Consider the following 13,206-nt stretch of genomic DNA (forward strand, 5'->3'; position numbering starts at 1 on the left):
AAAATGTGAGCCACAAACGAACATTTTCTTGTGGACAAAGGCTCAAAACGTTGCAATGGTGCGGTTTATGCTCACGGAAGAATGTTCGTTTGACTCACAGAATTTTCGGGCGCCGAAAAAATGTGAGCCCACGTTATCATTGAACCATGAGCGAACCGCAGGCCGAACAGCTGGCGCTCGCGGGTCTGGCCCCGCGCAAGCGCCGCAAACGGGCCACCCATGCCCCGGCGGCGCACGATCCGGTGGCGCAGGTGGTCCTCGACGTGCAGGCGGCCCACCTGGGGCAGACCTTCGACTACCTGATCGACGCCAAATACGACGAGACCGCTCTGCCCGGCGTGATGGTGCGCGTGCGCTTCGGTGGCCGGCTGGTCAACGGCATCATCTGGGCCCGCGTGGCCGAAAGCCATACGGCCGCCTCGTCGCTGCGTTACCTCGAACGGGTGGTGACCCCCGAGGTGCTGGTGAGCGCCTCGATGCGCCGCGACATCACGCTGGTCGCGCAGGCCTACGGCGGCACCCCGGCCAACATCCTGCGCCTGGCCGTGCCCCCGCGCGTCGCCCGCATCGACAAGGAGCAGCGGCTGGCGATGTCCGGATCGTGGCAGGGCAGCCGTGGGCGGGTGAGCCTCGACGAACGGGCGCTCGACGAGGCCGAGAGCCATATGCTGGCCAGCTACGACAACGTGCCGGCGCTGCGCGACGCCTTGCAGGGCGGCGGGTTCGCCTCGTTCGTCGTCGACGCGCTTCCGGGCGCGGGCGTGTGGGCGCGTGACCTGGCATGGATGGCGTGCCGGTCGCTCGACGCCGGGCGGACGGCGGTGCTGGTGCTGCCCACCATGCGCGAGGTGCGCGATGTGGCCCGGGCGCTGACGTCCTTCGGCCTGAGACCTTTCAGGAAGACCGCCGCCACCCACGGCGGCTTCGACGGCGATTTCGCCTTGCTGGCCGCAGCGATGGCCCCGGCGGAACGCTACCGCTCGTACCTGGCGGCGGCCAGTGGGCAGGTGCGCTGCGTCATCGGCACGAGGGCGGCGATGTACGCGCCGGTGGAGGGGCCCGGCCTGTTCGCCATCGTCGACGACGTGGCCTATCAGAACGCCGACGGGATGATGCCCTACGCCGCGGCCAGGGGAGTGCTGCGCCTGCGATCCAAGGCCCATGGCGGCGCGTTCGTGGCGTTCGCCAACGCCCGCAGCGCCATCAGCGAGTGGGAGGTCAGCGCCCATGCCGGAACCGCCGGTGGCTCCGATCGCCGTGGCGGTTTCCAAGACGATTCGGCACCGGTTGCCGATGCGAAGTATGGCGCCAGCGATACCATGCCGCCGATTGGCGGTGGGGTCCATGAGGCTGGAGGACCGATCGACGATGTGGCTCGGTCGGCGGAGAATGCCACAGTTCCAGCTGCCGGCGCAGGCAAGAACGTAGCGTCCTCTTTCGTGAACACTATAGGGAACGTGGCCGCCATGGCCGCTGACATCGGCAAGAACGCGATGTCCTCTGTCGATGATGGGGCAACACACAAGATCGCCGTCGCGGGGTCTGGCGCCGATGCCGGCGTCGATTCCGTTTCCGGTGCAGTCGGCTCCATGGCTGACGCCCATAGTCAGCCGGTATTCGTTTCCGCCGACGCCCGGCAGGAACCCATTTTGGAGACCGGCGAGACCTACCCGCTTAAGCCGTGCGCCACGGGATCGTCGGCGAACGGTGACGCCGTCGGAACACAAGCAGGGGCGGATGGCGCCTCCGGGTTCCCCATCGAACCGGCGTACCGGCCCGAGGTCTGCGAGACGCCGGTGAGCGGCTTCTCCACCCCGGTGCATCCGCTGCCCGCGGTGGTGGGCGAACGGGCCCCGTGGGTGCGGTGGCTCAACCGCGACGAGCTGGCGCGCCTGGCCGACCCGAGCATCGGCGCGCGCGTGCCGCATATCGCCGTGCGCATCCTCTCCCAGGCCCTGGAACACGGCCCCATTCTCTTCTCCATCCCGCGCGACGGCATCGCCGAGGTCTTGAGCTGCGCGCGCTGCCACCGCCAGGCCCGCTGCCCGCGCTGCACCGGCCCGCTGCAGCAGGTACGCGGCGAGAAGGCGCGCTGCCGCTGGTGCGGGGCGCCCGTCACCCATTGGCGCTGCCCGCAGTGCGGCGGCACGCGGATGCGGGTGGTGCGCGTGGGAGCCGCCGGTACGGCCGGCCAGCTGCAGCGGCTCTTCCATAATATCCCCATGGTGCTTTCCAGCCCGAGCCAGCCCAATGGCATCGTCGAGGTCGTACCCTCGCGCCCGATGATCGTGATCGCCACCCCGGGCGCCGAGCCCCGCGTCAAAGGGGAGGACGGCACGTTCGCCGGCTACCGCTCCGTGGCGATCCTGGACGCGTGGACGAGCCTCTACGCCCCCGGGGTCGACGCGAGGATCGATGCGCTGACCGCCTGGATGCGCGCGGCCTCGCTGTGCATGCGGCGCTCGGAAGGCGGGCAGGTGCTGTTGCTTGGCGAGACCGACCCGGTGATCGCGCGCTCGCTGGTGGACTGGGATTCCAGGATCCTCGCCGCCAGGGAGCTCGACGAGCGCGCCGAGACGGGGCTTTCGCCGGTCTACGCGGTGGCCTGCGTGTGGGGACGACGCGACGCGGTGATGGCCACGCTGCACGCCATCGGCGCCGCCGACGACGATTGGTCGACCGTGGGGGTGGGCGACGACGAGCTGCCCGCGGTGCTCGGGCCGGTGCCGATCGCGCAGCCGAGGACGGTGGACGCCCGTGAGCTCGAGGCCACCCGCGACCGGGTGAAGGCCGTGGTGCGTGTGCCGCAGGCCAGGCGCGCGGAGCTGGCGCGGCGACTGCACGTCGAGGTGGCCCGCCACGTCGCCACGCGCACGCCCGGCGAACTGCGCTTCCAGCTCGACCCTAAGGACCTCACCTGAGTCATTGGGGTCTGGTTTAGATGGCATTCCTTCGTGCGTCCGAATCGATTGGGCCTGTCTGAGGAAGGATACTTGTCTGGCGCCTCGGCCGGTAGGGAATCGGCTTTCCAGGGCAGATGGGCCTGTGCGATTGCCGTATGCCCGACGGTCTTCATCATCCGGTGTAATGGCAATGATGCCGTTTTTCCAGTGGCGACGTTCCGAGACGCAGCCAACGTTGTCTCCTCAGCCGCCCGCAGCGCCCCTCGTCGGCGCGCCATGACACCATGGAGCCGAATGTGAAGGCCGCGAATGGGAGGATGCATGAAGGGTTGGCCCGGAGAACCGGAAATGGCCTATGGCGAGGTGATGGCGGAAGGCGAGGCGCGGCAGGCCTCGGGCAGGCCGGTCACCGACGTGATCTTCGACTTCGGCAACGTGCTGGTCGACTGGGACCCCGCCGCCGTGATGCTGCCGCGCTACAGCGCAGAGCTGACCGAACGCTTCCTCGACAACGACGTCTCCGGTTTCTATGACGCCAGCGACGAGATGGACGTGGGCGGCACCATCGAGCAGGCCGTCGGGCACATCCGTGCCAGCCACGGCGAGCCATGGGCCACGATGTTCCGCTATTATTGCGAGAACTTCGAGGACTCGCTGCTCGGCGTCATCAGGGGCATGCGTGTGCTGCTGGCCGACCTAAGGGCGGCGGGCGTCGGCGTGTGGGGCCTGTCGAACTGGGCCGAGGAACTCTTCGGCGTGGCCGAACGGCAGTACCCCATCCTCAGCTCCCTGGACGGGCGCGTGGTCTCCGGCGAGGTGCGGCTGCGCAAGCCGCATGCCGACATCTTCCGCTTCGCGCTCGATCGGTTCGGCGTGGACGCGGGCACGGCGCTGTTCGTCGACGACAAGTCCATGAACATCGTCGGCGCGAACGCCGTGGGCATGCGCGGCGTGCGCTTCAATGACGCCGTACGCCTGCGCGAGCTGCTGCGCGGCCTGGGCGTCGCCATTCCGGACGTGCGGCACTAGATTTTGGTGGCGCCGATGGCCTACCATGGAGTATCGGCCATGCGGCGCCGCACCAAGGCGCGAAGAGCAAGGCAAGACCGATCGAGGAACCGTCATTGAAAGGGAGAACGCATATGTTGAAGGTGCTTTTCGCGGGCACTCCCGATGTCGCCGTGCCGGCCCTGCGCCAATTGGCCGGCGACACCGAGCATTTCGAGGTCGTGGCGGCGCTCACCAGGCCCGATGCGCCGAAGGGCCGCGGCCGGAAGCTGGAGCCGAGCCCGGTCAAGCGGGCCGCGCTCGAACTGGGCATCCCCGTGCTGGAATCCGATCCGAAGGAACCCACCTTCGTCTCAGAGCTCAAGGCCAGCGGCGCCGAGGCCGGGGCCGTGGTGGCCTACGGCAACATCCTGCGCCAAAACGTGCTCGAGGCGCTGCCGATGGGATGGTACAACCTGCATTTCTCGCTGCTGCCGCAGTGGCGTGGCGCGGCCCCGGTGCAGCGCGCGATCTGGAGCGGCGACACCGTCACTGGAGCCACCGTCTTCCGGCTCACCCGTGGCATGGACACCGGGCCGATCCTCGCCCAGTCCACCTGCGAGATCGGCGCGCACGAGACCTCCGGCGACGTCCTCGCCAAACTCGCCGACGACGGCTCGCGCCTGCTCGCGGCCACGCTGACCGCCATGGCCTCCGGCGAGATCGTGCCGCAGGAGCAGCCGCAGGGCGCCTACGAGGTCGCCAGCAAGATCGGGCACGACGACGCCCACGTGCGTTTCGACGTCCCCGTCTTCGCCGCCGACCGGCAGATCCGCGCCTGCACGCCCGAACCCGGCGCATGGTGCACGATGCATCCGCAGGGTGGCGTGGCGAAGGCCGACGGAACCGACGACGGCGAGGCGTTCCACATCCTCAAGGCACGGCCCGCAGACGCTGCGGATCCGCAGACACCGAAGGACCTGAAACCGGGAGCATTGGCCGTGAGCAAGAAGCATGTGTGGGTGGGCACCGCCACCACACCGATCGAGCTCGAGACGGTCAAGGCACAAGGCAAGAAGGCGATGAGGGCCGCCGACTGGGCGCGTGGCGCACGGCTCGGCGACGGCGCGTTCGCTGACTGACGCATGCCGGCCCGATAACGGGGTCTGCGCAACTGCGATACGAACGGTATAACCAATAAGTAAGCAACCAAACAACTCAACAACCAAACAACGGGAGCCGATGACGGTTCCCAGGGAAAGGCGGCAATGATGAAGCAACTGGACATCGCGGGGCAGCGGGTGCCGGCGGTCGGCATCGGCACATGGCACATGGGCAGCGACGCGGCCAGGCACGACGACGAGCTGGCGGCGATCCGCGCGGGCATCGAGGCCGGGGCGCGTGCCGTCGACACCGCCGAGACCTACGGCACCGGCGACTCGGAGCGGCTCGTGGGCGAGGCGCTGCGGCCGTTCGAACGCGGCGACATTTTCCTGATCTCCAAGGTGCGCCCCGAGAACGCCTCCAAGGCCGTGATGGAGCAGCACCTCGACGACAGCCTCAAGCGCCTGGGCACCGACTACCTCGACCTCTACCTCTACCACTGGCGCGGCTCCATCCCTCTCGAGGAAACCGTCGCCGAGCTCGACCGCCTGCGCACCACCGGCAAGATCCGCGCGTGGGGCGTCTCCAACTTCGACATCCCCGACATGCGGGAGCTGGTCGGGCTGCCGGCCGGCGGTAACGTGGCCGCCAACGAGGACCTCTATAACATCGAGGCCCGCGGCATCGAATACGACCTGCTGCCCTGGCAGCGCGAGCGCCACATCCCGCTCATCGCCTACAGCCCCGTAGGCGGCCTCGCCAATGACCTGAAGACGAGCATGCTCACCGACCCGGTGGTGCGCGAGGTGGCCGCGGGCCACGGCGTCTCCACCTACGAGCTGATGGTCGCCTGGGCGGCGCGCGACGGCAACACCCTCGCCATCCCGCAGACCTCCAACGCCGAACACATGCGCGGCAACATCGCCGCCGCTGGCATCGAGCTGAGCGACGAGGACCTCGCCGCGCTCGACAGGCGCTACCCGGCACCCACCCACCACGTCCCACTCGCCGGCGACTGATCCGGGACATCCATCCGATGGCGTGCGGCCGTCGGTCCGCGGTGCCGCCCATGCCGATACGCATGGACGGGCCCGGACCGGCGGCCACACGTTTTTCCGTGGCGTTCATCGCCTGACGGGAAACGCGTTGTGCGATCCGGGCATGCACCCTAAAATGGTCACGGTATATTCGCCTTGCCTTGGCGGGTGTGGCCGAAGGGGGAGTGCATGGGCGAGTGTCAGGACGGCGCGCGGATGGCGGCGAGTGACGAAACGGCGAAGCAGGCGGCGGGGGAGAGCGTCCCCGAGACCGAGATCCAACGCCGGGCGCGCGAGGTCGACGCGCTGCGCGAGAAGAACCATGCGCTCGCGGCCGCCCTCACCCGGGCCGGCAAGGAACTGCAGAAGGCCAAGTCTCAGCTGGGCCAGCTGGCCGGGCCTCCGCTCACCTTCGCCACGATGGTGCGCGTGGACTCGTGCCGCACCGACGAGCACGGCGTGCAGCACGCCACCGCAGAGGTCGTCTCCGGCGCCCGCCGCATCATCGTGCCCGTCGCCGCCGACCTGCCGGCCTCCAGGCTTGCGGGCGGGCGCACGGTGCTGCTCAACGAGAACATGGTGCTGGTCGAGCAGCGCGGCCTCGCGATCGCCGGCCAGGTGCGCACGGTCAAGCAGGCGCTCGACGACGGACGGCTGCTGGTCGCCGACGAATCCGGAAGCGTCAGGCTTGTCGGCCGCGCCGGGGCGCTCGCCGACACCACGGTCGCGCCGGGCTCGCGCCTGCTGCTCGACGAGGCGACCAGCGTGGCCCTCGAGGTACTGCCGGGCGAGAACGCCAACGACCTGGTGCTCGAGCAGAAGCCGGACGCCACCTTCGACGACATCGGCGGCCTCGACGAGCAGATCGGACGGATCAAGGACGCCGTCGAGCTGCCGTTCCTGCACCGCGACCTCTTTGCCAGCTATGGGCTGCGTCCGCCCAAGGGCGTGCTGCTCTACGGACCTCCGGGCAACGGCAAGACGCTCATCGCCAAGGCCGTGGCCAACGCCCTGTCGGCCGGCAAGGGCACCGACGGCGTGTTCCTGTCGGTCAAGGGGCCCGAGCTGCTCAACAAGTTCGTCGGCGAGTCCGAGCGCCTCATCCGCCTCATCTTCAAGCGAGCGCGGTCGCGCGCGGCCGAGGGCAGGCCGGTCATCGTCTTCATCGACGAGATGGACTCCCTGCTGCGCACCCGCGGCTCCGGCGTCTCCAGCGACGTGGAGACCACCATCGTCCCGCAGTTCCTCTCCGAACTCGACGGCGTGGAGAGCCTCGACAACGTGATGGTCATCGGCGCCTCCAACCGCGTCGACATGATCGATCCGGCGGTGCTGCGCCCCGGACGACTCGACGTGAAGATCCGCGTCGACCGCCCCGCCCGCGAGCAGGCCCTGCAGATCGTCTCGCACTACCTCACCGACGACCTGCCCTACGAGGATGGCGAGGACGCGGCCAGCCTCGGCGAGGCCCTGGTCGGCGACGTCTACGACCCCGGCGAGGGCCGCCATATCTGCGACGTGCGCGACGCGCAGGGCCGGTTCGTACGGGTGACGATGGCCGACGTGGTCAGCGGCGCGATGCTCAGGAACATCGTCGACCGGGCCAAGACCCGTGCCGTCAAGGACTCGATCACCCAGCGGCGGCAGGTCGCGCTCGGCGTCGGATGCGTGCGCGGGGCCGTGGCCGCGGAGTTCGACGAGACGCGCGACTCGGTGCTCGACGCCGATCCGGAGCAATGGTCGAAGATCAACGGCGTCGCCGGCGGACACGCCGTGCAGATCAGGCCGGTCGAATAGGCAGTCAGGCAAATCGGTAACCATGTAAGTCGGCAGGCAATCGGTCGAATGGACGGATTGCGCGGGCCGGTATGGTCCATTGAGAACATGTGTCGCTATAGAACATGGCGGCGGCAGGAAGGGGAGAGCGCTGCGATGAGTGTGCGCAGGATGATGGGCACGGAGACGGAGTACGCCGTCTCGACGGACGACGGCCGGCGCTACCAGCCCGTCGAACTCTCCTTCAAGGTCGTGGGCGGCGCCGCCGGCGCGGGCACCAGCCACATCCGCTGGGACTATCGCCAGGAGGACCCGCTCAACGACGCCCGCGGCATGCGCCTGCCCCGCGCCAGCGCCCGACCCGACATGCTCACCGACGAGCCGCAGAACCGGATCGTCAACGTCATCGCCCCCAACGGCGGGCGCGTCTACGTCGACCACGCCCATCCCGAATATTCCGCGCCTGAGACCATGGACCCGTTCTCGGCGGTGCGCTACGACTTCGCCGGCGACCGCATCATGCTCCAGGCCGCGCGTCGGGTGAACGCGCGCGAGGGCGCCCACATCGTCCTGCATCGCAACAACGTGGACGGCAAGGGCGCCAGCTGGGGGACCCACGAGAACTACACGACCCTGCGCGCCATCGATTTCGAGCGCCTGGCCGACCTGATGACCCTGCATTTCGTGGCCCGCCAGATCTTCACCGGCTCCGGGCGCGTCGGCCTGGGGGAGCGCGGCGAGCGGCCAGGCTTCCAGCTGAGCCAACGGGCGGACTACGTGCACGCCCGCATCGGCCTGCAGACCACCTTCGACCGGCCCATCGTCAACGCGCGCGACGAATCCCACGTCACCGGCTCCTGGCGGCGGCTGCACGTCATCGTCGGCGACGCCAACCGCATGGAGGTGCCCCAGGCGCTGAAACTGGGCACGACCAGCATGGTGCTCTGGCTGCTGGAACACGCCGGAGAGGGTGGCTTCGACCTGGACGGGCTGCTCCACCAGCTGCGGCTGCTCGATCCGGTAGAGGCGATGCACCGCGTCTCGCACGACCTCACGCTCGGCGCGCCCCTCGAACTCGAACACGGCGGCACCACCACCGCTTGGCAGATCGAGGTGCGGCTGATGACCGCCGTATACACGCTGGCCGCCGCGCTCCACGACACCGACAGCAAGGGCGAGCCGCTGTGGCCCGACGAGGAGACCAGGCGGACCATGGCGATGTGGCGGCAGGCGCTCGCCGACGTGGCCGCGCTGCGCCATGCCGGCGACGAGGAGCGGATGGCGATGCGTGAGCCGGCAGGGCGCCTGGAATGGCTGCTCAAGTGGCAGCTGATGGAGCGCCTGCGCCGCAAGGCGAATCTGGGATGGGACGACCCGCGTCTGGCCGCGCTCGACCTGAGCTGGGCCGCGCTTGACCCGGCGCGGTCGGTCTTCGCGAAACTGGAGTCGCAGACCGAGCGTCTTGACGGTGATGAGGGCGACGACGACGGCGATGCAGACGATGCGCGCATACGCCGGGCCATGGCCGAGCCGCCGGAGGACACGCGGGCATGGCTGCGCGCCGAGCTCATCCGGCGTTTTCCCGACGATGTGGTGGCGGCCTCGTGGTCGCATGTCACCGTGCGCAATGACGGCGGCGGAGACGGTATCGGCGATGCCGGAACGGTTAGCGATGGCCAATGTGATCGTCATGATGCCGGCCATGGCGATGGCGCAAGGACGGACGCTGCGGGTTGCGATGCCATGGCCTCCGCCAAGGCCAGCGACGCCGAGGGCAACCGCATCGCGCCGGCCGGCCACGGGCTGATTTCCCTGGACATCTCGGAGGCCGCCAAGTGGAACAAGGCCAGTTGCGAGCAGGTCCTCAAGGATTCCGAACGCCTCGGCGAGACCGCGGCCCGGACCCTGGCCCGTCTCGCCCGGCTATGAGGGGTGCGATGCCGAGGGTAGGGTCCGGAAACCCGTAGGCGTTGCCGGTTGCCGTCAGCCGTCAGCCACGATATGTGCCGTGAAGAAACCGCATCTGATCAGCCGTCAGATGCGGTTTCCCACTGATACCGTTTTTCGAGTGTGGAAACGGTATCCTGGCGACGTTCGGATACCGTTTCTCCACAGATAGATGGGTTAGTGTGAGAAAACGGCATGTAAGCGGTCGGTATGGGGCCGTTGCCATGAAATGGGAATGGCTACAGCCTCGCCAGCAGACGCGTGTAGCCCGCGTCGCTGTGGGCGTCGAAGGGGTCGAGCAGCGTCAGCTCCGCGCTCGCCGGCTGCTTGAGCGTCAGATGCGTCCAATCGCAGGTGAACTGCGCGCCGGCGGCCAGCGCGTGGGCGATGAAGCCTCCACGCAGCGCGGCGCGGGTGTCGGCCGGCGGCTCGTTGAGCGCCCTGTCGACTTCGGCCTGGCCCGCCACTCGCCGCATCACCCCGTGCCTCAGCAGCGAATCGTAGAGCGAGCCGTTGGTGATGTCGTGGTAGTCCATGTCGATCTGGCGCAGCCTGGCCGTCGGGATATCGGGGTCACGCGCCTTGAGACGTCTGATGAGCAGGAGCTTCGCGATCCAGTCCACCCGCCCCTGCAGGGCCCGCAGATCGCCACGGGCCAGCGCGTCGAGCGTCGTGCGCCAGTCGGCGAGGATGGCGGCGCACTCGGTGCGGGGCAGCGACGAGGCCATCTGCCCGCCGTGCTCGTCCATGAACCGCGAGACGACCGCGAGGTAATGGTATTGGACCTCCAGCCCACTGACCAACCCGGCCCGGCCGTCACGGTCGCCGCTGTGCTCAAACCCATCTTCACCGATTCCGGCGTCGCGTGCCCCACCCGGCGCAATCACCGAGCCGAAGTCGCGCTGGCCGGCGCGGAAGGCGTCCGCATCCTCCAGCTCGATGGTGGCGGCCCGGGCGCTCAGGTCCGCGCTGAGGGCCTTGTTCGCCGCGCTCGGCGCCCTGAACGCGCAGGCCTCGAAGCCGGAGGGGATGCCGAGCCGTTGCGCCGTCTCGATGACGCAGAGCACCAAATGGGTGGTCGCCAGCTTCATCATCGTGGAGGTCTGGCTGCGGTTGGAATCGCCGATGATGACGTGCAGCCTGCGGAACTCGTAGGGATCGGCATGCGGTTCGTCGCGCGTGTTGACCATCGGCCGCGATCGCGTGGTCGACGAGGAGACGGCCTCGTCGAGGAACCCGGCCCGCTGCGTGATCTCGAAGCCGTGGCCGGTCACGCGTCCGGCGCCGGTGAAGAGCTGGCGGGTGATCAGGAAGGGCAGCAGCTGCGCCTTGATGACCGGCAGCGGCACGAAACGGCGCACGAGATAGTTCTCGTGGCAGCCGAAGGAATGGCCGGCCGAGTCCACGTTGTTCTTGTAGAGATGGATGGTGGCGCCGGCCCCGTGCGTACGGCGCAGCCGTTCCTGCGCCTGGCCGACCAGCCGTCGCATGGTCTCCTCGCCCGCCAGATCCTGCACCAGGGCGTCGTAGGGGTCGCAGGCCTCCGCCGTGGCGTATTCGGGGTGCGAGCCGACGTCGAGGTAGAGCCGCGAGCCGTTGGGCAGGTAGGTGTTGGTCGAGCGCGAGCGCGAGAGCACGGGCGCGAACATCATCATCGCCACCTGCCCCGGGTCGCAGGGCTTGCTCGCGCCGGTCACGGAGACGCCGTACTCCGTCTCGACGCCGAAGATGCGTTTCAATGACTCGTATTGCGGGGAATGGGGGACCTCGGAGCCGGGCCCCTGGTTGCTGCTGTCACGCAGTTGGGGCATCACTGGCCGCCTTTTTGCACGAAACTGGCCACGTAGCGCTCGGCGTCGTGTTCCAGGGTCGAGGAGATGTCGTCGAGCACCGCATCGAGCGCGTCGCTCTCGGCCTGCGCGGAATCAGTCGTGCGCCTCCTCAGCCCGTCCTGTGCCTCCGGTTGGCCGGAAACCTGATCGCTGGTATAGTGCTGTGAGAATTGTTGTGGCATGTTCGCTCCTTGCCCTCCCTACTGTAATGGCTCGTCGAAGGTGGTCTCAAGGCCGTTTAGTCGCCGGCGCGTCGTCGGCCAATGCGGGCCGCAGCTCGTCGTCGAGCAGGCCGTTGCTGGCCACGACGTCGTTCTCGCCGCGCCAGTGGATGGGGTTGCCGTTCCAGCGGCTCACCTCGCCCTGCGCCTCGCGCACTACCACCGTGCCGGCCGAGACCGCGGGGATGTCCCAGCGGTGCAGGTGCGGCTCGAAATAGGCGTCGTAGGTGCCGTCGGCCACCTTGCACAGGTCGAGCGAGACCGGTCCGACGCGCTTGATGTCGGCGGGTCCGCCGGCGATCCTATTGAGCACCCTGAAGGCCCGCGCCGATTCGGCCGGCACATGCGGCATGCCGAAGCTGACCACCGATCCGGCCAGCCGGGAGGTGGTGGAGGGCATGACCTTGCAGCGCTGCTCGCCGGTGGGGGTGCGCCGGATGCGGATGGCGCCCTGGCCTTTGGCCGCCGCGTAGGTGAGCCGCAGCGCGGGGGCGTGCACGACGCCGAGGATGGGCTGGGCCGACCCTTCGCGGTTGAATTCGAACATGGAGATGGTGATGGTCCATTCCGACATGTCGCGCCGGAAATTGATGGAGCCGTCGATGGAGCCCACGCACCAGAATCGCTGGCCGGGCCGGGCGTCGTCGGGCCGCTGCCGCCACATGCCGTCCGCCGGATCGATCTCCCCGAGCCTCGACTCGATGTAGGCGACGAGCTTGGTGTCGATGGAACTGCCCACGTGCACGCTGGCGGAGGGGATGGCGGTGTCGTTGAGGTCGTGCGGGTTGATCTGGTCCTGCAGGGCGTGCCACCCCGTTTCCTGCGCCACCCGTGTGGCCTTGAGGGTCAATGCTCGAAGATCCGTGGTCATGTCCGTCTTTCCTCAGGGCCGCGCCGCCATGCCTTCATGGCATCCGTGCCCCGCAACCGTCCATTCTATAGGCTTGCTCGCACCGTCCGTCCTCCGCCGCGTGTACGAGGGTCGCTCGCGGACCGGGAGCCGGTCGAGGGGCTACGAAAGAAGCCCCCGTCCCGACAGCGGAACGGAGGCTTGAAGTCTCGGTAAGTGAACCTTACTTGTCGGAGACGGCCTTCTTCAGCAGCGAGCCGGCCGAGATGCGGACGCCGAACGATGCCGGGATCTTGATGGTCTCGCCGGTGCGGGGGTTGCGGCCCGTACGCGCGGCGCGACGGACGCGCTCGGCGGAGAAGAGACCGGTCAGCTTCAGGCCTTCGCCGGACTGCATAGCTTCGACGAACACATCCTGGAAAGCGTTGACCGCGGCCTCTGCCTGCGCCTTGGTCAAGTTGGACTTCTGTGCAATCTTCGAAACGAGATCTGACTTGTTGTATGCCATAAAGCAATCCTTCTTGTTAGGGGTTTCCACGTTTCCTCTGA

10 protein-coding genes are annotated in these 13,206 nt (G+C 68.4%); 6 read left to right on the forward strand and 4 right to left on the reverse strand.

The window, feature by feature from the left end:
- Positions 1-146 precede the first annotated feature (146 nt).
- The 6 genes from PT282_RS03045 (at position 147) to dop (ending at position 9,736) form a co-directional block, all read left to right on the forward strand.
- Positions 147-2,921 carry a hypothetical protein gene (locus PT282_RS03045; protein WP_277168101.1) on the forward strand — a complete coding sequence of 925 codons (2,775 nt, stop codon included), beginning with the start codon at positions 147-149 and terminating at the stop codon, positions 2,919-2,921.
- Between the two features lie 303 nt (positions 2,922-3,224).
- Positions 3,225-3,932: an HAD family phosphatase gene (locus tag PT282_RS03050; RefSeq protein WP_277168102.1), complete on the forward strand. Its 708-nt coding sequence runs from the start codon at positions 3,225-3,227 to the stop codon at positions 3,930-3,932.
- A 113-nt stretch (positions 3,933-4,045) separates the two neighbouring features.
- Entirely contained in the window at positions 4,046-5,032 is a 987-nt protein-coding gene (gene fmt / locus PT282_RS03055; protein WP_277168103.1) for a methionyl-tRNA formyltransferase, read from the forward strand.
- Between the two features lie 126 nt (positions 5,033-5,158).
- Positions 5,159-6,013: an aldo/keto reductase gene (locus tag PT282_RS03060; RefSeq protein ID WP_277168104.1), complete on the forward strand. Its 855-nt coding sequence runs from the start codon at positions 5,159-5,161 to the stop codon at positions 6,011-6,013.
- 234 nt (positions 6,014-6,247) lie between these two features.
- Complete coding sequence (gene arc / locus PT282_RS03065; RefSeq protein WP_374114161.1) at positions 6,248-7,828, forward strand: proteasome ATPase; 1,581 nt, start codon at positions 6,248-6,250, stop codon at positions 7,826-7,828.
- Positions 7,829-7,963: 135 nt separating this feature from the next.
- Positions 7,964-9,736, forward strand: coding sequence for a depupylase/deamidase Dop (dop, locus tag PT282_RS03070; RefSeq protein ID WP_277168106.1), 1,773 nt, complete (start codon positions 7,964-7,966; stop codon positions 9,734-9,736).
- A gap of 257 nt (positions 9,737-9,993) precedes the next feature.
- On the opposite strand, the gene PT282_RS03075 is transcribed toward dop, so the two are convergent.
- From PT282_RS03075 to PT282_RS03090, 4 genes are all read right to left on the reverse strand, one after another.
- Entirely contained in the window at positions 9,994-11,565 is a 1,572-nt protein-coding gene (locus PT282_RS03075; protein ID WP_277168107.1) for a proteasome accessory factor PafA2 family protein, read from the reverse strand.
- Positions 11,565-11,768 (reverse strand): ubiquitin-like protein Pup, encoded by a 204-nt coding sequence (locus PT282_RS03080; protein ID WP_277168108.1) that lies wholly within the window; start codon positions 11,766-11,768, stop codon positions 11,565-11,567. Before PT282_RS03080 ends, PT282_RS03075 begins: the two co-directional genes overlap by 1 nt.
- A gap of 46 nt (positions 11,769-11,814) precedes the next feature.
- Entirely contained in the window at positions 11,815-12,678 is an 864-nt protein-coding gene (locus PT282_RS03085) for an inositol monophosphatase family protein (protein WP_277168109.1), read from the reverse strand.
- 202 nt (positions 12,679-12,880) lie between these two features.
- Positions 12,881-13,165 (reverse strand): HU family DNA-binding protein, encoded by a 285-nt coding sequence (locus tag PT282_RS03090; RefSeq protein ID WP_277168110.1) that lies wholly within the window; start codon positions 13,163-13,165, stop codon positions 12,881-12,883.
- Positions 13,166-13,206: the final 41 nt, after the last annotated feature.

The sequence above is a fragment of the Bifidobacterium sp. ESL0763 genome (assembly GCF_029433395.1).
GTDB lineage: Bacteria > Actinomycetota > Actinomycetes > Actinomycetales > Bifidobacteriaceae > Bifidobacterium.